Annotated in this window: 23 protein-coding genes; 16 read left to right on the forward strand and 7 right to left on the reverse strand. The window is 58.0% G+C overall.

Features of this window, described 5'->3' with window-relative positions; all coding sequences use genetic code 11:
* Positions 1-70 precede the first annotated feature (70 nt).
* From dnaJ to AKL27_RS05650, 6 genes are all read right to left on the reverse strand, one after another.
* Positions 71-1,204, reverse strand: a complete 1,134-nt coding sequence (dnaJ, locus tag AKL27_RS05625) for a molecular chaperone DnaJ (RefSeq protein WP_050461817.1) — start codon at positions 1,202-1,204, stop codon at positions 71-73.
* Positions 1,205-1,457: 253 nt separating this feature from the next.
* A complete protein-coding gene (gene dnaK, locus AKL27_RS05630) occupies positions 1,458-3,398 on the reverse strand; it encodes a molecular chaperone DnaK (protein ID WP_050461818.1) in 1,941 nt (646 codons plus the stop codon).
* 126 nt (positions 3,399-3,524) lie between these two features.
* The gene (gene grpE, locus AKL27_RS05635; protein ID WP_050461819.1) at positions 3,525-4,061 is read right to left on the reverse strand and encodes a nucleotide exchange factor GrpE; all 537 of its coding nucleotides are present in this window, start codon (positions 4,059-4,061) and stop codon (positions 3,525-3,527) included.
* A 219-nt stretch (positions 4,062-4,280) separates the two neighbouring features.
* On the reverse strand, positions 4,281-5,387 hold the full coding sequence (hemH, locus tag AKL27_RS05640; RefSeq protein ID WP_050461820.1) for a ferrochelatase: 1,107 nt from the start codon (positions 5,385-5,387) through the stop codon (positions 4,281-4,283).
* A gap of 45 nt (positions 5,388-5,432) precedes the next feature.
* Positions 5,433-7,079, reverse strand: coding sequence for a DNA repair protein RecN (gene recN, locus AKL27_RS05645; protein ID WP_050461821.1), 1,647 nt, complete (start codon positions 7,077-7,079; stop codon positions 5,433-5,435).
* Positions 7,080-7,201: 122 nt separating this feature from the next.
* Positions 7,202-8,119: an NAD kinase gene (locus AKL27_RS05650; protein ID WP_050461822.1), complete on the reverse strand. Its 918-nt coding sequence runs from the start codon at positions 8,117-8,119 to the stop codon at positions 7,202-7,204.
* 35 nt (positions 8,120-8,154) lie between these two features.
* Here AKL27_RS05650 and AKL27_RS05655 point away from each other — a divergent pair, with 35 nt between their 5' ends.
* A complete protein-coding gene (locus tag AKL27_RS05655) occupies positions 8,155-8,865 on the forward strand; it encodes an HAD family hydrolase (protein WP_050461823.1) in 711 nt (236 codons plus the stop codon).
* 44 nt (positions 8,866-8,909) lie between these two features.
* Entirely contained in the window at positions 8,910-9,926 is a 1,017-nt protein-coding gene (gene hrcA, locus AKL27_RS05660; protein WP_050461824.1) for a heat-inducible transcriptional repressor HrcA, read from the forward strand.
* 184 nt (positions 9,927-10,110) lie between these two features.
* On the opposite strand, the gene fur is transcribed toward hrcA, so the two are convergent.
* On the reverse strand, positions 10,111-10,536 hold the full coding sequence (fur, locus tag AKL27_RS05665) for a ferric iron uptake transcriptional regulator (protein ID WP_050461825.1): 426 nt from the start codon (positions 10,534-10,536) through the stop codon (positions 10,111-10,113).
* A 92-nt stretch (positions 10,537-10,628) separates the two neighbouring features.
* Between fur and AKL27_RS05670 the strand changes: the two genes are divergently transcribed.
* The 14 genes from AKL27_RS05670 (at position 10,629) to AKL27_RS05735 (ending at position 23,134) form a co-directional block, all read left to right on the forward strand.
* Positions 10,629-11,141: an outer membrane protein assembly factor BamE gene (locus AKL27_RS05670; protein ID WP_050461826.1), complete on the forward strand. Its 513-nt coding sequence runs from the start codon at positions 10,629-10,631 to the stop codon at positions 11,139-11,141.
* Positions 11,142-11,144: 3 nt separating this feature from the next.
* Positions 11,145-11,951 (forward strand): 4-hydroxy-tetrahydrodipicolinate reductase, encoded by an 807-nt coding sequence (dapB, locus tag AKL27_RS05675; protein WP_050461827.1) that lies wholly within the window; start codon positions 11,145-11,147, stop codon positions 11,949-11,951.
* Positions 11,952-12,153: 202 nt separating this feature from the next.
* The gene (locus AKL27_RS05680; RefSeq protein WP_050461828.1) at positions 12,154-12,846 is read left to right on the forward strand and encodes a MotA/TolQ/ExbB proton channel family protein; all 693 of its coding nucleotides are present in this window, start codon (positions 12,154-12,156) and stop codon (positions 12,844-12,846) included.
* Positions 12,846-13,277: an ExbD/TolR family protein gene (locus tag AKL27_RS05685; protein WP_050461829.1), complete on the forward strand. Its 432-nt coding sequence runs from the start codon at positions 12,846-12,848 to the stop codon at positions 13,275-13,277. The genes AKL27_RS05680 and AKL27_RS05685 overlap by 1 nt, the downstream gene beginning before the upstream one ends.
* A 2-nt stretch (positions 13,278-13,279) precedes the next feature.
* Positions 13,280-13,606 carry a barstar family protein gene (locus tag AKL27_RS05690; protein ID WP_050461830.1) on the forward strand — a complete coding sequence of 109 codons (327 nt, stop codon included), beginning with the start codon at positions 13,280-13,282 and terminating at the stop codon, positions 13,604-13,606.
* 219 nt (positions 13,607-13,825) lie between these two features.
* Entirely contained in the window at positions 13,826-16,471 is a 2,646-nt protein-coding gene (leuS, locus tag AKL27_RS05695) for a leucine--tRNA ligase (protein WP_050461831.1), read from the forward strand.
* 31 nt (positions 16,472-16,502) lie between these two features.
* A complete protein-coding gene (locus AKL27_RS05700; RefSeq protein ID WP_050461926.1) occupies positions 16,503-17,033 on the forward strand; it encodes an LPS-assembly lipoprotein LptE in 531 nt (176 codons plus the stop codon).
* Positions 17,034-17,050: 17 nt separating this feature from the next.
* The gene (gene holA / locus AKL27_RS05705; protein ID WP_050461832.1) at positions 17,051-18,070 is read left to right on the forward strand and encodes a DNA polymerase III subunit delta; all 1,020 of its coding nucleotides are present in this window, start codon (positions 17,051-17,053) and stop codon (positions 18,068-18,070) included.
* 33 nt (positions 18,071-18,103) lie between these two features.
* Positions 18,104-19,372 carry a glutamate-5-semialdehyde dehydrogenase gene (locus AKL27_RS05710; protein ID WP_050461833.1) on the forward strand — a complete coding sequence of 423 codons (1,269 nt, stop codon included), beginning with the start codon at positions 18,104-18,106 and terminating at the stop codon, positions 19,370-19,372.
* A gap of 42 nt (positions 19,373-19,414) precedes the next feature.
* Positions 19,415-19,837 carry a CopD family protein gene (locus AKL27_RS05715; protein ID WP_050461834.1) on the forward strand — a complete coding sequence of 141 codons (423 nt, stop codon included), beginning with the start codon at positions 19,415-19,417 and terminating at the stop codon, positions 19,835-19,837.
* A 62-nt stretch (positions 19,838-19,899) separates the two neighbouring features.
* Positions 19,900-20,505 (forward strand): 2-hydroxychromene-2-carboxylate isomerase, encoded by a 606-nt coding sequence (locus AKL27_RS05720; protein ID WP_050461835.1) that lies wholly within the window; start codon positions 19,900-19,902, stop codon positions 20,503-20,505.
* Positions 20,506-20,626: 121 nt separating this feature from the next.
* Positions 20,627-21,862, forward strand: coding sequence for a THUMP domain-containing class I SAM-dependent RNA methyltransferase (locus AKL27_RS05725; RefSeq protein ID WP_050461836.1), 1,236 nt, complete (start codon positions 20,627-20,629; stop codon positions 21,860-21,862).
* A gap of 343 nt (positions 21,863-22,205) precedes the next feature.
* Positions 22,206-22,472, forward strand: a complete 267-nt coding sequence (locus AKL27_RS05730) for a hypothetical protein (RefSeq protein ID WP_157056806.1) — start codon at positions 22,206-22,208, stop codon at positions 22,470-22,472.
* A 245-nt stretch (positions 22,473-22,717) separates the two neighbouring features.
* Positions 22,718-23,134: a DoxX family protein gene (locus AKL27_RS05735; protein WP_050461838.1), complete on the forward strand. Its 417-nt coding sequence runs from the start codon at positions 22,718-22,720 to the stop codon at positions 23,132-23,134.
* Positions 23,135-23,148: the final 14 nt, after the last annotated feature.

The raw sequence follows: 23,148 nt of genomic DNA on the forward strand, positions 1-23,148 counted from the left end.
CAATAAACAAAAACGCCGGCGTTCAGTTGAACGCCGGCGTTTTTGCGGAGAGTGCGAAGCAGCTTCAGCTTTACTCGAAAAACTCTTTGACCTTATCTTTCCAGGTCTTGGTTTGCGGGCTGTGCTTGGCGCCGCCTTCAGCGGTCAGCGTTTCGAATTCACGCAGCAAATCCTTTTGACGTTCGGTCAGCTTCACCGGCGTCTCTACCACGACGTGGCAGAACAGATCGCCGGCATAACCGGAACGCACACCCTTGATACCCTTGCTGCGCAAACGGAAGGTCTTGCCCGACTGCGTGCCTTCGGGAATCGTGAAGGATGCCTTGCCATTGAGCGTCGGCGCTTCAATCTCACCGCCCAGTGCTGCCTTGGCAAATGAAATCGGCATCTCGCAATGCAGATCATCGCCATCGCGCTGGAATACTTCGTGCGCCTTGATATGGATTTCCACATACAAGTCGCCCGGAGGACCGCCGTTCATGCCCGGCTCACCGTTGCCGGAAGAGCGGATCCGCATGCCGTCGTCAATTCCTTCCGGAATCTTGACTTCGAGGGTCTTGTTGCGCTTGATGCGACCAGCGCCGGCGCAGGTAACGCACGGTTCCGGCGTAATCTTGCCGCTGCCGTGACATTTCGGGCAGGTCTGTTGAATACTGAAAAAACCTTGCTGCATGCGCACCTGACCATGACCACCGCAGGTAGTGCAGGTGATCGGCGAAGTACCCGGCTTGGCACCGGAACCGTGGCAGGTATCGCACTCATCCCAGGACGGTACCCGGATGGTGGTATCAAATCCGTGCGCCGCCTGTTCCAGCGTGATTTCCAGGTTATAGCGCAGATCAGCGCCGCGATACACTTGCGGGCCGGCATTGCGACCACGGCCACCACCGCCGCCGCCGCCGAAAATGTCGCCGAAGATATCGCCGAAGGCATCGGCGAATCCGCCGGCACCGCCGCCACCGCCGCCACCCATATTCGGATCCACGCCGGCGTGACCATAGCGGTCATACGCCTCGCGCTTTTGCGGATCGGACAGCATTTCGTAGGCTTCTTTGGCTTCCTTGAACTTCTCTTCCGCACCTTTGCTGTCCGGATTGCGGTCAGGATGGTACTTCATCGCCAACTTGCGATAAGCCTTTTTTATGTCCTCGTCGGAGGCATTTTTGGCCAGGCCCAGTATTTCGTAAAAATCACGTTTTGCCATGTTTTATAAGCACCTTGTTATTGCGTTCCCAAGTGGTCCCTGCGACTTCCGTCCAGCCAGACTGGCGAACTGTAGCGTACCGCTGCGGCCCGATCAGCATCGATCAAACCTCAAAACAACCAATACGAAAAAGCCGAGAGGCGGCCTCGCGACCGCCTGACTCGGCGTGTCGAACGGCCAGGCCGGACGACGTCTTGCTTTGAACCGGCCTGCTGCGGGCCAGCGCAACTGCGCGGCCCGGCATCAGACTGGGTTACTTCACTTCCTTGAAGTCGGCATCCACTACGTCGTCATCCTTCGGACGCGCTTCCGCACCACCTGCTGCTGCACCTGCTGCGCCTGCTGCACCGCCGGCTGCTGCCTGCTGTGCCTGCTGGTCGGCGTACATCTTTTCGCCGAGCTTTTGCGCTGCCACCGACAAGGCTGCCGACTTGGCATCGATTGCGGCCTTGTCGTTTGCCTTCAATACTTCTTCCAACTCTTTCAGGCTGGCTTCGATCGCCTCTTTCTCACCGGCTTCCAGCTTGTCGCCGTATTCGGTCAGCGCCTTGCGGGTCGAGTGCACCAGCGCGTCACCCTGATTGCGGGCTTCGGCCAGTTCCTTCAGGCGCTTGTCATCTTCAGCGTTGGCTTCAGCATCGCGCACCATCTTTTCGATCTCTTCTTCGGTCAAACCGGAGTTGGCCTTGATGGTGATCTTGTTTTCCTTGCCGGTCGCCTTGTCTTTCGCGCCGACATGCAAAATACCATTGGCGTCGATATCGAAAGTCACTTCGATCTGCGGGGTACCGCGTGCTGCTGGCGGAATACCTTCCAGATTGAATTCGCCCAAGGCCTTGTTGCCGGTAGCAATTTCACGTTCGCCCTGATATACCTTGATGGTTACGGCCGGCTGATTGTCGTCGGCCGTCGAGAACACCTGACTGAACTTGGTCGGGATCGTGGTGTTCTTCTTGATCATCTTGGTCATCACGCCGCCCATGGTTTCGATACCCAGCGACAGCGGTGTCACGTCCAGCAACAGCAAGTCCTTGCGATCGCCCGACAACACCGAACCCTGAATCGCAGCGCCAACGGCAACTGCTTCATCCGGATTGACGTCCTTGCGCGGATCCTTGCCGAAGAATTCTTTGACCTTTTCCTGCACCTTCGGCATACGGGTCATGCCGCCAACCAGAATGATGTCGTCGATATCGGAAACCTTGACGCCGGCATCCTTGATCGCGATACGGCATGGTTCAATCGTCTTGGCGATCAGTTCTTCCACCAGCGATTCCAGCTTGGCGCGGGTGATCTTCAGGTTCAAGTGAACCGGCGCGCCGTTTGCCATTGCAATGTACGGCTCGTTGATCTCAGTTTGCTGCGACGACGACAATTCGATCTTCGCGCGCTCGGCCGATGCCTTGATGCGTTGCAGTGCAATCGCGTCCTTGGACAGGTCGAGACCGTTGATCTTCTTGAATTCTTCGATGATGTAATCGATGATGCGCTGGTCGAAGTCTTCGCCACCGAGGAAAGTATCGCCGTTGGTGGACAACACTTCGAATTGCTTTTCGCCATCGACATCGGCGATTTCAATGATCGAGACGTCGAATGTACCGCCGCCCAGGTCATACACGGCGATCTTGCGGTCGCCCTTTTCAGTCTTGTCGAGACCGAACGCCAGTGCCGCAGCAGTCGGTTCGTTGATGATGCGCTTGACTTCCAGACCGGCGATACGGCCGGCATCCTTGGTTGCCTGACGTTGCGCGTCATTGAAGTAAGCCGGCACGGTAATGACCGCTTCGGTCACTTCTTCGCCCAGATAGTCTTCCGCAGTCTTTTTCATCTTGCGCAGCACTTCGGCCGAAATCTGTGGCGGTGCCAGCTTGCTGTCGCGCACCGCGATCCATGCGTCGCCGTTGTCAGCCTTGACGATCTGATATGGCATCAGACCGATGTCTTTTTGTACTTCCTTTTCATCGAACTTGCGGCCGATCAGGCGCTTCGATGCGTAAATCGTATTCTTCGGATTGGTAACTGCCTGACGTTTGGCAGGTGCGCCAACCAGAATTTCGCCATCTTCCTGATAAGCGATGATCGATGGCGTGGTACGCGCGCCTTCGGAGTTTTCGATGACCTTTGGTTGTCCGCCTTCCATGACGGAAACGCAGGAATTCGTTGTACCCAAGTCAATGCCAATGATTTTGCCCATGATTTTTTCCTTTGATCCTTAAGTCCCTGAAATACGGGACGACAGTAGTTTTGATGTTTTTAATATGTGGGGAAAAGTGTCACTTTCAAGCGCTCAGACGCATTGAAAAGCAATTTTCATACCGAATTACTTCGCTTGCGCCACCGTTACCAGTGCCGGACGCAGCAAACGGTCCGAAATCGTGTATCCCTTTTGCAGTACGGCAACCACGGTGTTGGCTTCTTGTTCAGCCGGCACGGTGGAAATCGCCTGATGCTTCATCGGATCGAGCTTGTCACCGGCTTGCGGGTTGATTTCCAGCAATTTGTTCTTTTCGAACGCCGACGACAATTGCTTGAGTGTCATGTCGACGCCTTCTTTCAGCGCTTCCACCGACGGCGTCTCGATCTTGAGCGCCATTTCCAGACTATCCTTGACCGCCAGCAACGATTCGGCAAAGCCTTCAATCGCAAACTTGTGCGCGCGGCCGATATCTTCCTGGGCCCGGCGACGAACGTTCTCGGCATCAGCCTTGGCGCGCAGGAACGCGTCCTGCAATTCGGCAGCCTTGAGCTCGGCAGCGGCCAGTTTGTCTTCCGGCGTCGGTTCCGTCGCTACTGCGGCGGTCTCGCCGTCAACGTGAATCGGCTGTTCGTTTTCCATTTGTTTTTCCGTATCTTGCATACCTGACTAACCTCCTACAATCAAATGCACCAATGTGTATGGAACCACAAATGGGGCTATCCCTTACATATTCAAGGGTCTTTAAACAGTATCTGTCCAATAAAGTGGTTGCTTGCCGCCCTGATTGCGACGACCAGCTCGCGCCAAATATTAACAAAAAGAAACATCGGCGCAGCCGGCTATTTTAACAGTGCCGCGTTTAGCACTTGCCAAATCGGCCTACTCCGGCGCGCCCAGTGTCTTGGCGCGCTGCGCGGATATCTCGCTCTGCTTTTTTTGTTCTTCCCGCGCGACCATGTTGCTCATGGTCGGCCAACCGATCATATGCTGTTCGGCGATTTCCATCAAACCCTTGCCCCAGGCCGCCGATTCATTGAGACAAGGAATGAAGTGAAACTCCTTGCCGCCCGCATGCAGAAATTCGGCCTTGGCTTCCATGGCGATTTCTTCCAGCGTTTCGAGGCAATCGCTGATGAATCCGGGACACATCACATCCACCCGCTGCACGCCTTCCTGCGCCAGCTTTTGCAATGTGGGGGCCGTGTAAGGTTGCAGCCATTCGGCTTTGCCGAAGCGCGACTGGAAGGTCACGACATATTCGCTGTCACGCAGATCGAGCGCTTGCGCCAGCAGGCGCGCAGTCTTGAGACACTCGCAATGATAGGGATCGCCAAGCAGCAAGGTGCGTTTGGGTACGCCATGAAAACTCATCACCAGCTTATCCGGCTGGCCGTGCAAATCCCAATGCGCCAGCACCGATTGGCGCAGCGCCTGAATATAGCTTTCATGATCGTGATACCCACGCACCAGACGCAGCTCGGGTACGTTGCGTACCTCTGTGTAATGGCGGAACAAGGCGTCGAAAATGGAGGCGGTGGTGGTCGCTGAATATTGCGGATAAGCCGGCAGGATCAGGATCCGGTCGCAGCCTTCTTGCTTGAGCTGCTGCAACACATCGGGCAAGGCCGGCTGGCCGTAGCGCATGGCACACACCACGGTAACCTCATGACCGCGCGCTTCCAGCTGGCCATGCAACATGGCGGTCTGCCGTTCGGTATGCACTTTCAGCGGCGAGCCGTCGCGGGTCCAGATGGAGTCGTATTTCTCGGCCGACTTGCGCGAGCGAAACGGCAGAATGATGCCGTTGAGAATGAACCACCAGATCGCGCGCGGAATTTCCACCACGCGCGGATCGGACAGGAATTGTTTCAGGTAGCGCCGCACCGCGCGCGGCGTCGGCGCATCAGGCGTGCCGAGATTGACCAGGACGACAGCAGTCTTGCTCTGGCTGCCATGAATATAAGGCGGTTCTTTGCGAAATGACATCGGAATCCGATTGAAAAAAGGGCCGTAACAATCGGCGTTGAGCTCTTACAGGGCGAGCAACTCGCGCGCATGCTTGCGCGTGGTTGCCGTAATTTCCAGTCCACCCAGCATGCGGGCGATTTCTTCGACACGCAACTTGGCGTCAAGCGGATCGATCTGCGATACCGTCTTGCCATCCTGGCTGCGCTTGCTGACCTGAAAATGCTGGTTGGCCTGACTCGCGACTTGCGGCAAATGCGTCACGCATAATACCTGACGGTCTTGGCCCAGACGCTTGAGCAAGCGACCCACCACTTCCGCCACGGCGCCGCCGATGCCGCTGTCGACTTCGTCAAAAATCAGGGTCGGGGTGGCCGTCGCACTGGAAGCGATCACCGAGATGGCCAGCGCAATCCGCGCCAGCTCACCGCCCGAGGCGACTTTGGCCAGCGGCCGCAAGGCCACGCCGGCGTGGCCGGCCACCAGAAATTCAATCTGTTCCAGACCATACGCCGCCGGTTCCGCCGGTTGCAGCGCGATGGAGAAGCGTCCGCCCGCCATGCTCAAGTCTTGCATGGCGTTGCTGACCGCCTCGCTCAACGCCGCAGCGCCCTTGGTGCGGGCCTTCGATAATTTTTGGGCGAGACTGACATAAGCCGCTTTCAGTTTTTCTTCCTGTACCCGCAAGGCATCGAGGTCGCTGGCATCGGCCAGTTGCCGCAGTTGTTCGGACAGTGTGATGAATTCCTGCGGCAAATCGTCCGGCATCACGCGGAACTTGCGCGCGGTAGAGTGAATTGCTTCCAGCCGCCGCTCAACTTCCACCAGTCGCGCCGGATCCAGTTCGACCCGACCCAGATAATCATTGAGGGCGTACACCGCCTCCTGTAACTGGATCCGGGCCGGTTCCAGCGCATCCAGCACCGGCTTGAGCGCGGCATCGACATCCGTCAGTTTGGATAACTTCAGCGTCAGTCCGGAAATTTGCGACAGGATGGGCGTATCCGAATCGGAAATCGCCGACAGCGCTTCCTGCGCACCTTCGATCAGGCTGGCAGCGTGCGACAGACGGCTGTGCTCATTGGTGATCTCCGACCACTCGCCGGGCTTGACCGCCAGCTTTTCGAGTTCGTTGACTTGCCACTCCAGCCGCTCGCGTTCCAGCAGCACATTCTTGGCGTTGACTTCAAATTCTTCGCGCTGCCGCGCCAGTGCGCGCCAGACCTTATAGGCAGCAGCCACGGCTTTGGCCTGCTCCTGCAAACCGCTCTGACTGTCCAGCAGCAACCTTTGCGCATCCGGTTTGAGCAAGGATTGATGGGCATGCTGGCCGTGGATATCCACCAGCAATTCACCCAGCTCGCGCAGTTGCGTGGCAGTGGCCGCGATGCCGTTGATGAATGCCTTGGAGCGGCCGGCGTTGTCGATGACACGGCGCACCAGCACGGACGGATCTTCTTCCGCGAATTCATTGGCGGCAAGCCAGGCCATGGCCGCCTCGCCGGCGCTGAAATCGGCCGAGATATCCGCCTTGGATGCGCCTTCACGCACCACGCTGGCATCGCCGCGACCGCCCAGCGCCAGCGCCAGGGCATCGATCAGGATCGATTTGCCGGCACCGGTTTCTCCGGTGAATACCGAAAATCCGGGCGCGAACTCAAGTTCAATCGCATCGACGATGACAAAATCACGAATCGACAAGGTACGCAGCATGAGAAGTCAGATCAGAGTGGTTAAGGAAAGGCAAAGGCGGCAGAAAACCGGCATAACGGGCCGGTCACAGCGCAAGCAGGTATCCGCATGCCTGCCGCGACCTGCGCCCCCGCGCTTGCCGCTTATTGTAGTCGGCCTTCTACCGAAGGGTATTCATTCCAGTGCAATTTTTGCCGCAGGGTATCGTAATAACTCCAGCCCTCGGGATGCAGGAAAGTAATCTGATGCGCCGAACGCCGGATCACGATGCGATCGCCATGCAGCAGGCTGGTCAGTGATTGCATGTCGAAATTGGCGCTCATGTCGCGGCCATTGACGACCTGAATCACGATTTCGCAGGAGTCGGGAATCACGATTGGCCGGTTCGACAAGGCATGCGGTGCAATCGGCACCAGCACGATGCCGTGCAGACTCGGATGCAGTATCGGGCCGCCGGCCGACAACGCATAAGCAGTAGAACCGGTCGGCGTGGCGACGATCAGGCCGTCCGAACGCTGGTTATACATGAAGCGGCCATCCACCTCGACCCGCAATTCCACCATGCCGGACGAGGCGCCGCGCGACACCACCACATCATTGAACGCCTGGGCCTGAAAAATCCGCTCGCCATCGCGCAGTACCGTGGCTTCCAGCAGCGAACGCGACTCCGCCTCCACCTTTCCGTCGAGCATTTCGGCCAATACCGGTATCATGCGGTCTTGGGAAATGTCAGTCATGAAGCCCAGACGCCCCTGATTGATCCCGATCAGCGGCACATTGTAGGGCGCCAGCTGGCGGGCGATGCCAAGCATGGTGCCGTCGCCGCCGACGACAATGGCGATATCGGCATATTGCCCGATCTGCGCCGGCGATACAGCGTCGTAACCTTCCAGCGCGATGTTTTGCGCGGTCTCGGATTCAAACACGACGGTATGGCCGTGGGCCTCCAGGAACTCGGCGATCTCCGACAATGACTGGGCAATACCGGCGGCAAGATATTTGCCGACGATAGCAATGGTTTTCGGCGTTGCCGCCTGTACAGGTAATTTGATGGGCCACATGCAGCGGATTAGAACATAATTTCAGAGAGTTGTTGATGAAACAAAGCGTCAAAGCAGTCCTGTTTGATCTGGACGACACCCTATGGGCAATTGAGCCGGTATTGCAGCGCGCCGAAGCGCAATTATTCGACTGGCTGCGCCAGCATGCGCCGCGACTGGCAAGTCAGCACTCGGTCGGCAGTCTGCGCGAACGCCGGCAAGCGCTGCTGGCGGCCGAACCTGCCTATCAGATCAATTTGTGGGCCCTGCGCCATGCGGTCCTGACGCAGGCCCTGCGCGAAAGCGAGGAAGATCTGCAACTGGCCGACCCGGCCATGGTCATCTTCACCACCGCCCGCAACAGCGTCGAACCGTTCGACGACGTCGTCCCCGGATTGCAGCGATTGGCGCAACGGCTGGTGCTGGGCACCATTTCCAACGGCTTTGCCGATCTGAAGCACATCGGCCTGGCCGACCATTTCCGCACCTCGCTTGCGGCCCATCAGTTTGGCTCGGCCAAACCCGATCCCGCCATTTTCCACGCCGCCTGCGACGCGCTGCAACTGACCCCGGCCGAGACCGTGTATGTCGGCGACGACCTGACGCTGGATGTGCTCGGCGCCCAGCAAGCCGGGTTGCAAGCGGTCTGGATGAATCGCTTCAACCGGCCGCTGCCGCCGCATGTCAAACCCGACGCTATCTGCACCAATCTGTACGAACTGGATGCATGGCTGCGTGCAGCATCCGATAAATCACCAGGAAACTGAAGAAGACGCTGGCAGGCAGGGGCTGCGGTCGTTAGAATAGCCACATGGATAGTCGCGCACAAACTCTGCTCAAAGCTTTGGTCGAACGGTACATCGCCGATGGGCAACCGGTAGGCTCGCGCGCGCTGTCGAAAATTTCGGGCCTGGAGCTGTCACCGGCCACGATTCGCAACATCATGGCGGATCTGGAAGAAATGGGATTCGTCGCCAGTCCCCATACTTCCGCCGGACGGGTACCGACGCCACGGGGCTACCGCGTTTTTGTCGATACGCTGCTGACGGTTGATCCGATTGACGAAGCCGCACTGGAAAGCAGCCTGCAATCGCGCTTCCCGGCCAACTCGCAACAAAAGATCATCACCAATGCGGCGCAAGTGCTGTCGTCACTGTCGCACTTTGCCGGCGTCGTCATGAGCCCGCGCCGGGAATCGATCTTCCAGCAAATCGAATTCCTGCGCCTGTCTGAAAAACGCATCCTGCTGGTGATCGTCGGCCCCGGCGGCGATGTCCAGAATCGTCTGTTGCTGACCGATGTCGATTACACGCCGTCGCAACTGGTGCAGGCTGCCAACTATATCAACCAGCATTACGGCGGCCTCGGCTTCGACGAGGTCCGCATCCGCCTGCAAAGCGAATTGCGGCAATTGCGCGATGACATGACCAGCCTGATGCAAGCGGCGGTCGAAGCCGGCAGCGACGCCATGACCGAAGACAACGATAGCGTCGTCATCTCGGGCGAACGCAATCTGCTGAGCGTGTCGGACTTGTCGTCCAACATGACCTCGCTGCGCAAGCTGTTTGAAATGTTCGAACAAAAAACCAGCCTGATGCAATTGCTCGATGTGTCCAGCAAAGCCAGCGGAGTACAGATTTTCATCGGCGGCGAATCGCAACTGGTGCCGATGGATGACATGAGCATTGTCACTGCGCCGTATGAAGTCAACGGCAAGATCGTCGGCACTCTCGGCGTCATCGGCCCGACCCGCATGGCCTACGAACGCGTGATCCCTATCGTCGACATCACTGCCAAGCTGCTGTCGAGCGCCCTCAGCAATTCCTGACACAACAGCCGGCAGCAACGCCACCATTCCCGGCGCATCACGGCACTGCGGCTGCGGCCGGCAAACTTCATCACCCAAAGAAAATCGCCCGGACGCAAATTGCGTGCGGGCGATTGACTGACCGGTATCGCCAGTCCATGTCACCGTGCAGTGACAAGGTCAGCCATGCAAATTCAGTGACCTGTTACTTGTTCAGTTTCTGGCAAGTCTTGCAATGGCCGTACAGGGCCAGTGCATGGTCGGCGATTTCAAAACCGTGTTCTTGCGCGATCTTGACCTGACGCTTCTCGATTTCAGCATCGAAGAATTCTTCGACCTTGCCGCAATCCAGGCAGACCAGATGGTCATGGTGCGAGCCTTCATTCAATTCGAATACCGCTTTGCCGGTTTCGAAATGATTGCGCTGCAGCAAGCCAGCCTGCTCGAATTGGGTCAGTACGCGATATACCGTTGCCAGACCGACATCAAGATTGTCGCCGAGCAAAATCTTGTAGACATCTTCGGCGCTGAGGTGACGTACCTCGGTGTTCTGGAAGATTTCAAGGATTTTCAGACGCGGCAGAGTTGCTTTCAGACCGCTGGCTTTGAGTTCAGATGGATTATTAGGCATGTTTCAGTAAAATTCAGGTTATCTGCTTTATCATATAGCGTTTTAGCACAATTGCTCAACCAATTGAAATCTTTATGCGAATGTTGCCCAGAATGATGCCTTTCTACCGTAGCTCTGCGTTGATACTGCTTGCACTGACCGCTGCCCTGTCCGGCTGCGCGTCCAACAAACTTGCCAAAAATGATAACGCGGCAGAACCGAGCGGGGTACAGGTAACTGGCAATAGCAGCAACCTGTTCGGTTTCCTCAAACCGTACCGTATCGATATTCAGCAAGGAAACTTCGTTTCCCGCGAAATGGTTGCGCAATTGAAGCCCGGCATGACGCGCGAGCAGGTGCGCTTTGTACTCGGCACACCATTGCTGACCGATGTGTTCCACGCGGACCGCTGGGATTATGAATTCCGCCTGGCCAAGGGCAACGGCCAGATCATGACCAGCCGGGTTTCTGCCTTCTTCAAGGATAACCTGCTGGAACGCTATGAAGGCGGCAGCGATCTGCCGACGGAACAGGAATACCTGTCACTGATCGCCGGCACCCGCGGCGGCTCCATTCCAGAAACTTCAACTACCGCGCCGGTCGCGCCGTTGATCAACAACAAATAACACATGACGCAATTGAAAATCGCAGTGGCCGGCGCGTCCGGCCGCATGGGACGCATGCTGATCGAAGCCATTCAACTGGCTGACGATGCGGTTCTGGCCGGCGCTCTGGATGTGCCGGGTTCGCCTTTTCTCGGCACCGATGCCGCCGCGTTTCTGGGCAAACCGGCCAATGTCGTCATTGAGTCCGATTTCGCCAAAGGCCTGGCCAACGCCGACATCCTGATCGACTTCACGCGCCCTGAAGGCACGCTCAGGCATCTGGAATACTGCGCAGCGCACGGCATCAAGATGATCATCGGCACCACCGGCTTCGACGCCGAAGGCAAGGAAATCATCGCCGCCGCCGGTAAAAAAACGGCGGTCATGTTCGCGCCCAACATGAGTGTCGGCGTCAACGTCACCATGAAATTGCTGGAACTGGCCGCGAAGAGTTTTTCGCACGGCTACGATATCGAAATCATTGAAGCCCACCATCGCCACAAGGTCGATGCCCCGTCCGGCACCGCGCTGAAAATGGGTGAAGTGATCGCCACCGCGCTGGACCGCAAGCTCGATGATGTCGCGGTCTACGCCCGCGAAGGCGTCACCGGCGAACGCGATCCGTCGTCGATCGGCTTTTCGGCAATCCGTGGCGGCGATATCATCGGCGACCATACGGTGCTGTTTGCCGGCATTGGCGAGCGCATTGAAATTACGCACAAATCCTCCAGCCGCGCCCCTTACGTTCAGGGCAGCCTGCGCGCCGCGCGTTTCCTGCAGGATAAGCAAACCGGCCTGTTCGACATGCAGGACGTACTCGGCCTGAAGTAATACCGCAACCACGGCAGGCAACCCTGCCATTGCAAGTACCTCCGCTGCGCCACGACGTTTTGTGCGCAGCGGACGAATCTTTTGCCCGATAGTCACTCCAACCCATTCCGATTACACTTGTCAACGGGCCTGGCAACAGTTGATTTGCTGCTGCAATCGCTGCCGCGCCGTTCCCCCCATCCTTTCGCAAAGAAAATCGAGCATGGATCAAACCGTTGGAATAGCGCACTATTGGGCGCAAAGCGATGCCGTTTCCCACACCGTCGCCTATACCCTGCTGCTGATGTCGGTGGCCAGCTGGTATTACATCCTGTCCAAGACCTGGAGCTCGTGGCGCATCCGCCGCAGCAGCAACGCCCTCGACGGCTTCTGGAAAGCGCCGACCGTACAGGACGCCATCGCCATCATGCAACGCTTCGACAGCGAACAAGTCTATACCCCGCTGGCACGCCAATCGGTCGAAGCCGCCAGCATTTCCTCCAAACAACAAACAACCCCGTCACTGAATGCCGCCACCGATCCCGGCGAACTGATCACGCGCACCTTGCGACGCGAAATCAATCGCGTCTCGGCGCGACTGGAACGCGGCCTGACGTTGCTGGCATCGGTCGGATCGACCGCACCGTTCGTCGGCCTGTTCGGTACGGTCTGGGGTATTTATCATGCGCTGGCAGCAGTATCGGCCAGCGGTACGGTGCAGATCGACAAGGTGGCCGGCCCGGTCGGCGAAGCGCTGATCATGACTGCACTCGGACTGGTGGTGGCGATTCCGGCGGTGCTGGCCTACAACGCCTTTACCCGCGTCAATCGTGTCACGCTGGCCGAGCTCGATGGTTTCGCCCATGACTTGCATGCCTATCTGACCACCGGCGAACGCGTCGGCAAGGGGGCATGATGAGTTTCGGCGGCTTCAACGATAATCAGCACCCGGCACCGATGGCCGACATCAACGTCACGCCGATGGTGGACGTGATGCTGGTATTGCTGGTGATCTTCATCATTTCGGCGCCGCTGTTTACGCATGCGCTGAAACTGGACTTGCCGACCGCCGCATCGGCACCGGCTCCGGAAAAACCCACAACGGTCAGCGTCGCCATCGATGCTGCCGGCAAGTTGTACTGGCAAGATCAGCCGGTCGACAAAACCACGCTCAACCTGCGTCTGGCCGAAGCGGCCAGTCGTCAGCCGCAACCGGAAGTCCAGTTGCGCGCCGACAAATCGACGCGTTACGAAATCATTGCCGACGTCATGTCGGCAGCCCAAACCAACGGCCTCGGCAAGATCGGTTTTGTTACCGATCCCAAACCCGGCCCGGAGAAAAAATAATCATGCCCACCGCACACCTGAATGGCGAACGTATCACCGACTGGGACAGCTTTCATACCGAATGCACAGTTGCGTTCGGCTTCCCCGAATTCTATGGCCGCAACATGAATGCCTGGGTAGATTGCCTCAGCTATCTGCGCGATGATGACGGCATGAGCAAATTCCGGCTCAAGGACAATGAGATCCTGAATATCGAAGTCCAGCACAGCGACAAGTTGCGCCAGCACCTGCCGGAGATCATCGAAGAACTGGAATTCTGTATCGCCGCCATCAATGAACGCTACGAAGATTACGGCGAAGCCGCCGGCCTGAAACTGGTATTGCGCTGACCGGTTGTCATGCGGCTGCGCCTTGCAGCCGGCGGATGACGTCAAACGCCACGGCCAGGGCCGGATTCCGGTCAGTGGCAACATATCCGCCGGGCAATATGTGCCGCTGGCCCCGGCCACCGTTTTTCATGGTCAAACTGACATCAACGTCAAACTAGGTTGCGTACGGAGCGAGCCAGTATAATGTCGGGTTTAGATCTTCTCTTTGCCCCATCCGTCATGCAAGATAAATACAGCCCAGCAGAAGTAGAACAATCCGCGCAACAGCACTGGATCGCCATCGACGCGTACAAGTCGGTCGAACACGCCAAAGACAAAAACGGCAAGGACAAGCAAAAGTTCTACGCCTGCTCGATGTTGCCCTATCCATCCGGCAAGCTGCACATGGGCCACGTGCGCAACTACACCATCAACGACGTGATGTATCGCTATCTGCGCATGAGCGGCTATAACGTGCTCATGCCGATGGGCTGGGATGCTTTCGGCATGCCGGCGGAAAACGCTGCCATGGCCAATGGCGTGCCGCCGGCGCAATGGACCTACGCCAACATCGCTTACATGAAGAAGCAGATGCAGGCGATGGGTCTGGCAATCGACTGGTCGCGCGAAATGACAGCCTGTTCGCCGGAGTATTACAAGTGGAACCAGTGGATGTTCCTGAAGATGCTGGAACAAGGCATCATCTACAAAAAGACCGGCACCGTGAACTGGGATCCGGTCGATCAGACCGTGCTGGCCAATGAGCAAGTCATCGATGGCCGCGGCTGGCGTTCCGGGGCGCTGATCGAAAAGCGTGAAATCCCGATGTATTACGCCAAGATCACCGACTACGCCGAAGAATTGCTGGAACACGTCGAAACCAAACTGCCGGGCTGGCCTGAACGGGTGCGCCTGATGCAAGCCAACTGGATCGGCAAATCGACCGGTGTGCGCTTCGCCTTCCCGCATGACATCAAGGATGACGGTCAACTGATTCAGGACGGCAAGCTGTGGGTCTTCACCACCCGCGCCGATACCGTCATGGGCGTAACCTTCTGCGCCGTGGCGCCGGAACATGCACTGGCAACGTTTGCGGCGAAATCGAATCCGGCATTGGCCGCGTTCATCGCCGAATGCAAAAAGGGCAGCGTCATCGAAGCCGATATGGCGACGATGGAAAAGAAGGGCATGCCGACCGGCCTGTTCGTCACCCATCCGCTGACCGGTGCCCAGGTTGAAGTCTGGGTCGGCAATTATGTATTGATCACTTACGGCGATGGCGCCGTGATGGGTGTGCCGGCACATGACGAACGCGACTTCGCTTTCGCCAAAAAATACGCACTGCCGATCACGCAAGTGATCGCAGTGGAAGGCAAGACCTACTCCACCGATGGCTGGGAAGAATGGTACGGCGACAAGGAAAACGGTCGCACCATCAATTCCGGCAAATACGACGGTCTGGCCTATGCCGACGCCATCGACGCAGTTGCCGCCGACCTGAATGCCAAAAACATCGGCGAAAAGAAAATCACCTATCGCCTGCGCGACTGGGGCATTTCACGCCAGCGCTACTGGGGCACCCCGATTCCTATCATCCACTGCGCCGATTGCGGCGACGTGCCGGTGCCGGAAAAAGATTTGCCGGTCGTGTTGCCGGAAGATTGCGTGCCGGACGGCAGCGGCAATCCGCTCAACAAGCATGAAAAATTCCTGCATGTCGATTGCCCGCAATGCGGCAAGGCGGCACGGCGCGAAACCGACACCATGGATACCTTCGTCGATTCGTCGTGGTATTACATGCGTTACACCTCGCCGCAAAGTACGACATCGATGGTCGACAGCCGCAATGATTACTGGATGCCGATGGACCAGTACATCGGCGGTATCGAACATGCCGTGTTGCACTTGCTGTACGCCCGCTTCTGGACCAAGGTGATGCGCGACTTCGGACTGGTCAAGTTCGATGAGCCGTTCACCAACCTGCTCACCCAAGGCATGGTGCTCAATGAAACCTACTATCGCGAAGAAGCCAGCGGCAAGAAGGTCTGGTTCAATCCGGCCGATGTCGATCTGACGCATGACGACAAGGGGCGTCCGGTTTCGGCAGTGCTCAAGGAAGATGGCCAGCCGGTCGCCATCGGCGGCACTGAAAAGATGTCGAAGTCGAAAAACAACGGCATCGACCCGCAAGCACAGATCGACCAGTACGGTGCCGATACCGCCCGTCTGTTCACGATGTTTGCCTCGCCACCGGAACAGACGCTGGAATGGTCCGGCACCGGCGTCGAAGGCGCCAACCGCTTCCTGCGCCGGGTGTGGGCTTTCGCGTTCGCCAACGCCGCCCGTATCGGCAGCGCCGGCAAAGCCGACAGCGCCAGCCTGAGCGACACCCACAAGACCCTGCGCCGCGAAGTGCACAAGATCCTGCAACAGGCTGATCACGACCTCAAGCGCATCCAGTACAACACGGTGGTGTCGGCTTGCATGAAGATGCTCAACACGCTGGAAGCAGCCAAGCTCGACGACAGCGCGACATCCAATGCAGTGCTGGCGGAGTGCACCTCGATTTTCCTGCGCATCCTCAATCCGATCACCCCGCATATCACCCATGCGCTGTGGCGCGAACTGGGTTATGCCAATGCCAGCGGCGACATTCTTGATGCGGAATGGCCGCAGGTCGATGCGGCGGCGCTGGAGCAAAGCGAAATCGAACTGATGATTCAGGTCAACGGCAAACTGCGCGGCAGCATCACCGTCGCCAAGGATGCTGACAAGGCCAGTATCGAAGCGGCAGCGCTGGCAAATGAAAATGTGCAAAAATTCCTGGCTGGTCCACCGAAGAAAGTGATCGTGGTGCCCGGCAAATTGATCAACATCGTCGCCTGACGCGACACGGCTAACGGAACCACACATGCGCATGCCTTACCGTACTTCGCCTCTTCTGATCCGCTGGCTGCTGACGCTGCTGGCGGTGAGCATGCTCACGGCCTGCGGCTTCCACCTGCGCGGCCCGGCCAATCTGCCGTTCAAGACCATTTACCTCGGCTTCAGCGGCAACTCCTCATTGGGTACCGAGCTGACGCGCAACATTCGCGCCAGCGGCGTGGAAGTGGTGAGCGATCCGAAACTGGCGGAAGCGGTGCTGCAAGTGATCGCCGATACCCGCGAAAAGAAGATCCTGACGCTCAATACCGACGGCCGGGTACGCGAATATGCGCTGTATCAGCGCTTCAAGTTCGCGGTCAAGGATAATGCCGGCAAGGTCTTGATCGCACCGGTGGAAATCCGCCTCAAGCGCGACGTCACCTACAATGAAAATCAGGAACTGGCCAAGCAGGCTGAAGAAGGCTTGCTGTACCGCGATATGCAGACTGATCTGGTGCAGCAGATTCTGCGCCGCCTGTCGGCCACCAAAACCGGTCCCGATGATCAGAACGATCAGGAATAAGACATCAGGAATACCCCATGCAACTGAAGCTTGACGCGCTCGATACGCATTTGACGAAGTCGCTGGCGTCGCTTTATGTGATCACCAGCGATGAGCATTTGCTGGCGCTGGAGGCGGCCGACAAGATTCGCAAGACGGCACGCAACAATGGTTTCAGCGAACGCGACGTGCTGGTGGTCGAACGCAGTTTCAAATGGGGCGAATTGCTGGCGGCGAATCAGTCGCAATCGCTGTTCGGCGACAAGAAACTGGTCGAATTGCGGATTCCGACCGGCAAACCCGGCAAGGACGGCGGTCAGGCCTTGCAGGAATATGCGGCCAATCTGAACCCCGACAACCTGACCATCATCAGTTTGCCCAAGCTCGACTGGGCCACGCAAAAGGCAGCCTGGGTGGCAACCCTGCAGCAAGCCAGCGTGTATATCGACATTCCGCTGGTAGAACGCGCGCATCTGCCGGGCTGGATCAGCAACCGGCTGGCAGCGCAGCAACAAAGCGCCGACCGCCAATGCGTGGACTTCATTGCCGAACGGGTAGAAGGCAATCTGCTGGCGGCGCATCAGGAAATTCAAAAGCTGGCGCTGTTGCATCCGCCCGGCAAACTGAGTTTTGAACAGGTGCACGATGCCGTGCTCAATGTTGCGCGCTATGATGTATTCAAGCTCAACGAAGCCATGCTGTCCGGCGATGTGGCACGGCTGATGCGCATGATGAACGGCCTCAAGGGCGAAGGCGAAGCGCTGCCGCTGGTGTTGTGGGCGGTGGCCGAAGAAGTGCGCACGCTGCTCAAGCTGAAAGCCGGTGTCAGCCAGGGCAAGCCGCTCGGCGTACTGCTCAAGGAATATCGGATCTGGGGTCCGCGCGAACGCCTGATGGAGCCGGCGCTGCGCCGCATCAGTCTGGCGGCGCTGCAAACCGCACTGCAAGAAGCCGCGCAGATCGACAAAATGGTCAAAGGCCTGCGCGCCAGGGCATTTTCCGGCGATGCCTGGGATGCACTGTCGCAACTGGGCCTGAAACTGGCCCGCGGCCATTGATTTAGCACACGTTACAGAACTGCAAAGAGTCTCATGACGAACATCGAACAATACATGAATGAAGTCGGTCAGCGCGCACGCCAGGCGTCGCGCGCCATGGCCAAAGCCGATACCGCGCTCAAGAACCGGGCGCTGACACTGATTGCGGCCGCCATCCGGCGCGACGCCGACATTCTGCGTGCCGCCAATCAGAAAGATCTGGCGGCAGCCCGCGCCAACGGTCTCAGCGACGCCATGCTGGACCGTCTGACGCTGTCCGACAAAGCCATCGCCACCATGGCCGAAGGCCTGGAGCAAATCGTCGCGCTGCCGGACCCGATCGGTGAAATTTCCAACATGAAATTCCGCCCTACCGGGATTCAGGTCGGCCAGATGCGCGTACCGCTGGGCGTGATCGGCATCATTTACGAGGCGCGGCCGAATGTCACCGTGGATGCTGCGGGTTTATGCATCAAGAGCGGCAACGCCACCATTTTGCGCGGCGGTTCAGAAGCGATCCATTGCAATCAGGCGCTGGCAGTACTGGTCAAACAAGGGTTGCACGAGGCCGGTTTGCCGGCCGATGCGGTACAGGTCGTGGAAACCACGGACCGGGCTGCCGTCGGTGCCCTGATTACCATGCAGCAATATGTCGACGTCATCGTGCCGCGCGGCGGCAAGGGCCTGATCGAGCGTCTGATGCGCGAAGCCACGGTACCGATGATCAAGCATCTGGATGGCATCTGCCACGTCTACATCGACGACAAGGCTGATCAGGAACAGGCACTCCGGATTGCCTTCAATGCCAAATGCCATCGCTACGGCACCTGCAACACCATGGAAACGCTGCTGGTGGAGCGTACCATTGCAGCACAGGTTTTGCCGCCACTGGCCCAACTGTATCTGACCGAAAAAGTCGAACTGCGCGCCGACCCCGAAGCGTACCGCATCCTGGCCGGCTACCCGCATCTGGCTGAAGCCACCGAGGAAGACTGGAGCACCGAATACCTGGCGCCGATCCTGGCGGTCAAACTGGTGGACGGTCTGGATCAGGCGATCGAGCATATCAATACCTATTCCTCGCAACACACCGACAGCATCGTGACCGAAGACTACAGCCGTGCCATGCGCTTCCTGCGCGAAGTCGATTCGGCCTCGGTCATGGTCAATGCCTCGACCCGTTTTGCCGATGGTTTCGAATACGGATTGGGTGCGGAAATCGGTATTTCCAACGACAAGCTGCACGCACGCGGCCCGGTCGGACTCGATGGATTGACGTCGCTGAAATACGTCGTGCTTGGCCAAGGCCAGGTCCGCCAATAAGCATTCCCCTGCCACCGCCAGCCAATCGCCAAAGGAAGCCGCATGCTCTGGATCAAATCGTTGCACATCGTGTTTGTCGTCTCCTGGTTCGCCGGCCTGTTTTATCTGCCGCGCATCTTCGTCAATCTGGCGCAGGAGTCGGAAACGCTGGTGCATACCCGCTTGCTGGGCATGGCGCGCCGCCTGTATCGCTTCACCACCATCCTGTCGGTACCGGCAGTGCTGCTGGGACTCTGGCTGTATCTCGGCTACGGCATCGGCAAAGGTCCCGGCAATGGCTGGATGCACGCCAAGCTGGGTCTGGTGGTGCTGGTGATCGGTTATCACCATGCCTGCGGCTCCCTGCTCAAAAAATTCGAACGCGGCGCCAACACCCGCAGCCATACCTGGTACCGCTGGTTCAATGAAGTACCGGTACTGTTGCTGCTGGCCATCGTGGTGCTGGTCGTGGTCAAGCCTTTCTGACCCGCGCCGCGCAGCGACACCGAAATAAAATTACAATCAGATCATCTTTCAAGGAGCCGACCATGGGCAAAATTTGTGAATACTATTTCGCACCGCATTCCCCTTTTGCCTATCTGGGTCATGCCCGGTTGCTGGAACTGGCCGCCGGGCATGACGCCCAGATCGTGGTCAAACCCTTTGACCTGAGCAAGGTATTCGGTTTGTCGGGCGGCCTGCCGCTGGCAAAGCGCGCACCGCAGCGTCAGGCATACCGGCTCAAGGAACTGACACGCTGGAGCGAATACCTGAAGGTGCCGCTCAATCTGCACCCGACTTACTTTCCGGTCCAGAGCGATGCCGCCGCCAAACTGATCATCGCTACGCAACTGGCGCATGGCACTGCGGCAGCGCTGACGCTGACCGGTGCCATCATGCGCGGCGTCTGGGCCGATGAACGCAATATCGCCGATGCCGATACCCTGATCGCGATTGCCAACGAACTCGATCACGACGGCCAGAATCTGTTGAAGTCATCAGAAACCGCCAGTGTGCAGGCCGAGTTTGATCGTTTCACGGACGAAGCTGCCGCCGCCAATGTATTCGGCGCGCCGTGGTACGTGGTCGATGGCGAAGGCTACTGGGGTCAGGATCGCCTCGACTTCGTCGGCCGCGCCCTGGCATCAAAATGATTCACTGCCATCCGTTCACCGGTGTTTGTGCACCGGTGAACGGATGGTGTTCCACCCTGCTGTTTGCTGGCAACAGAGGCATCAGACTCACCAGTTTCACTACGGATAAAAGGTACCCCCCATGTCATATTCCTATTTTTGCCCCTGCCCGCGCGGGCTGGAAAACGTGCTCGCCGACGAGCTCAACGAAATTGCCCTGCTCGGACAGCCGACGCCGACCCTCAAGGTCCACAAACATGTCCCGGGCGGCGTGCATTGCTCGGGCGAACTGACCGATGCCTACCTGATCAATCTGCACTCGCGCATCGCCAGCCGCGTGCTGCTGCGCATGGCGCATGGTTCGTACAAGAATGAAAACGACATCTATGACCTGACGCTGGAACAGGAATGGGAAAACTGGTTTCAGGTATCGCACACCATCCGCGTCGATGTCACCGCCATCAAATCGCCGCTGCGCAGCCTTGAGTTCACCACGCTGAAAATCAAGGATGCGATCTGCGACCGTTTCCGCGAGCGTTTCGATGAGCGTCCTTCGATTGATACCAAAAATCCGGACATGCGTATTTCCGGCTTTGTCGATGCCCATACTTACACGCTGTATCTGGACACTTCCGGCGACGCCCTGTTCAAGCGTGGCTGGCGCGATGAAACCGGCGAAGCACCGCTGCGCGAAAATCTGGCGGCCGGCCTGTTGCGTACCAGCGGCTGGAAACCGGGCATGGTGCTGTTCGATCCGATGTGCGGCTCCGGCACCATTCTGGCCGAAGCGGCACAAATGCTGGCCGGCATCCCGGCCGGTGCGCGCCGTCGTTTTGCATTTGAAAAATTCCACAACTTCGATGCCGCCGCATGGCAGGCAATCAAGGGCAACATCAAACCGAATCCGCTGCCAACCGTCCCGACCATTTTCGGCAGCGACATTTCCGGCGACATGATTGCCATCACCCGCCACAACCTGCGCCAGGCCGGCATCCAGTTCGACGTGCCGCTGAAACAGATCGAAGCGCAAGAAATCAAACCGCCACTCGACGCCGACGGCAATCCGGCCACCGGCATCATGCTGACCAACCCGCCGTACGGCGAGCGGATCAGCGTGCGCGGCGACAGCGCATTGCCGACCGATGAATTGCTGACCGCCTTCTTCAGCGCCTTCAGCACCACGCTCAAACAGCGTTTCTCGGGCTGGAGCGTGTTCCTGTTCTCAGCCGATCTCGGCTTGCCGAAACTGTTGCGTCTCAAAGAAGCGCGCAAGACACCTTTCTACAATGGCGCACTGGAATGCCGCCTGTTCCGTTTCGACATGGTCGCCGGTTACAACCGTCGCGAAGAAGCCAAGCCGAAGCCGGCACAAGAATAGTCCCCGGGCTTGCACCTCGATTGAATCCGGTCTGATTGTCATCTGTCCTGCTGACCGTCAGGCCGGATTGCCACGACCTCCCGCTGGCATCCCACTCTCCCTGTCTTGACTGAATACCTGCGCAACAAGCGGCTGCGCGTTGCTGCCGGCCGGCCTCGCGTTGCGATTCGTCATCAGACCGACACCGAAAAAAACCAGTATAAGTTTCACAAAACAACGGTGATCCAGCTATTCCCAGACTGCTTTGGCTAGTTGAAACTCGCTTTTCCATCGATTTTTTTCTGACAATGGAACGACGGCTCAGGCAAATTTATTCTTGATAAATCACCAGTACCGTTTGCTCATGAAAATCGTGGCATCTGATCCATACCCTCAACAGGAGAAGCCTATGAAGCTGTTACGCAAACCATTCCGTCATCTGTGCATCACCGCATTGCTGTGCGCCGGCACGCTGCAGTCATTACCGGCAGCACATGCCTCCATTCATTTCCATATGCAGTCTGCTGCCGCACATGGTCCGGCACTCAAGAGGCTGAATCAAAACCCGCTGGTTGAAGCATACAAAGCACTGATCGGGTTCATGCAGCGCTTCGCCCCCGCCCCTTTCTGATACCCCCCGCACACACTGAACACGGCCCGCAGATTGCACCTGCTGCGGGCCGGCGGCAGTGTTGAAAAGCACGCTCAGGTTCCATCCGCATACACCGGCGCGCGCCGGCAACTGGCATTCACCGCATCATTGTCAATAAAAACGGAACAATCTATCCTGCCGGATGCTCTTTATCACGACACCGGTTTTGCCTAAAGTACTCCCAAGGCTGCCAGCCTGGCCGCCACCACCAATCGGGAGTTTTCATGTCCAGCACCACCATCTACACCAGAGCCGACTACGCCGCATTACTGCTGCGCGTCAGCCTGGGCATTCTGTTTCTGGTCCACGCCGGTATCAAGATTTTTGTCTTCACGTTGCCGGGAACGGTCGGCTTCTTCGAATCGATCGGCTTGCCCGGCTTTCTGGCCTATGCCGTGATCCTGCTGGAAGTGGTCGGTGGCATTGCCCTGATCGTCGGCTACTATGGCAATTATTTCGCGATTCTGCTGGCACTCGATTTGGCAGGCGCAATTGCCACCGTCCATGGCAAAGCCGGTTTTTCGTTTACCAACCCCAAGGGCGGCTGGGAATATCTGGCCTTGTGGATCGTCGCGCTGATTGCGGTATTCCTGCTCGGCGATGGTGCCTTTGCGCTCAAGCGCAGCAACAACCGCAATTAAGCCGGCAGCCCCTC

Origin of the sequence: Herbaspirillum autotrophicum, assembly GCF_001189915.1 — a bacterium.
Taxonomy (GTDB): Bacteria; Pseudomonadota; Gammaproteobacteria; order Burkholderiales; family Burkholderiaceae_D; genus Herbaspirillum; species Herbaspirillum autotrophicum.

What these genes read in the sequence shown, in the direction of transcription:
- dnaJ (WP_050461817.1), bottom strand. Translation starts at nt 1,204, where the DNA reads ATGGCAAAACGTGATTTTTACGAAATACTGGGCCTGGCCAAAAATGCC.
- dnaK (WP_050461818.1), bottom strand. Translation starts at nt 3,398, where the DNA reads ATGGGCAAAATCATTGGCATTGACTTGGGTACAACGAATTCCTGCGTT.
- grpE (WP_050461819.1), bottom strand. Translation starts at nt 4,061, where the DNA reads ATGCAAGATACGGAAAAACAAATGGAAAACGAACAGCCGATTCACGTT.
- hemH (WP_050461820.1), bottom strand. Translation starts at nt 5,387, where the DNA reads ATGTCATTTCGCAAAGAACCGCCTTATATTCATGGCAGCCAGAGCAAG.
- recN (WP_050461821.1), bottom strand. Translation starts at nt 7,079, where the DNA reads ATGCTGCGTACCTTGTCGATTCGTGATTTTGTCATCGTCGATGCGATT.
- AKL27_RS05650 (WP_050461822.1), bottom strand. Translation starts at nt 8,119, where the DNA reads ATGTGGCCCATCAAATTACCTGTACAGGCGGCAACGCCGAAAACCATT.
- AKL27_RS05655 (WP_050461823.1), top strand. Translation starts at nt 8,155, where the DNA reads ATGAAACAAAGCGTCAAAGCAGTCCTGTTTGATCTGGACGACACCCTA.
- hrcA (WP_050461824.1), top strand. Translation starts at nt 8,910, where the DNA reads ATGGATAGTCGCGCACAAACTCTGCTCAAAGCTTTGGTCGAACGGTAC.
- fur (WP_050461825.1), bottom strand. Translation starts at nt 10,536, where the DNA reads ATGCCTAATAATCCATCTGAACTCAAAGCCAGCGGTCTGAAAGCAACT.
- AKL27_RS05670 (WP_050461826.1), top strand. Translation starts at nt 10,629, where the DNA reads ATGATGCCTTTCTACCGTAGCTCTGCGTTGATACTGCTTGCACTGACC.
- dapB (WP_050461827.1), top strand. Translation starts at nt 11,145, where the DNA reads ATGACGCAATTGAAAATCGCAGTGGCCGGCGCGTCCGGCCGCATGGGA.
- AKL27_RS05680 (WP_050461828.1), top strand. Translation starts at nt 12,154, where the DNA reads ATGGATCAAACCGTTGGAATAGCGCACTATTGGGCGCAAAGCGATGCC.
- AKL27_RS05685 (WP_050461829.1), top strand. Translation starts at nt 12,846, where the DNA reads ATGAGTTTCGGCGGCTTCAACGATAATCAGCACCCGGCACCGATGGCC.
- AKL27_RS05690 (WP_050461830.1), top strand. Translation starts at nt 13,280, where the DNA reads ATGCCCACCGCACACCTGAATGGCGAACGTATCACCGACTGGGACAGC.
- leuS (WP_050461831.1), top strand. Translation starts at nt 13,826, where the DNA reads ATGCAAGATAAATACAGCCCAGCAGAAGTAGAACAATCCGCGCAACAG.
- AKL27_RS05700 (WP_050461926.1), top strand. Translation starts at nt 16,503, where the DNA reads ATGCCTTACCGTACTTCGCCTCTTCTGATCCGCTGGCTGCTGACGCTG.
- holA (WP_050461832.1), top strand. Translation starts at nt 17,051, where the DNA reads ATGCAACTGAAGCTTGACGCGCTCGATACGCATTTGACGAAGTCGCTG.
- AKL27_RS05710 (WP_050461833.1), top strand. Translation starts at nt 18,104, where the DNA reads ATGACGAACATCGAACAATACATGAATGAAGTCGGTCAGCGCGCACGC.
- AKL27_RS05715 (WP_050461834.1), top strand. Translation starts at nt 19,415, where the DNA reads ATGCTCTGGATCAAATCGTTGCACATCGTGTTTGTCGTCTCCTGGTTC.
- AKL27_RS05720 (WP_050461835.1), top strand. Translation starts at nt 19,900, where the DNA reads ATGGGCAAAATTTGTGAATACTATTTCGCACCGCATTCCCCTTTTGCC.
- AKL27_RS05725 (WP_050461836.1), top strand. Translation starts at nt 20,627, where the DNA reads ATGTCATATTCCTATTTTTGCCCCTGCCCGCGCGGGCTGGAAAACGTG.
- AKL27_RS05730 (WP_157056806.1), top strand. Translation starts at nt 22,206, where the DNA reads ATGAAAATCGTGGCATCTGATCCATACCCTCAACAGGAGAAGCCTATG.
- AKL27_RS05735 (WP_050461838.1), top strand. Translation starts at nt 22,718, where the DNA reads ATGTCCAGCACCACCATCTACACCAGAGCCGACTACGCCGCATTACTG.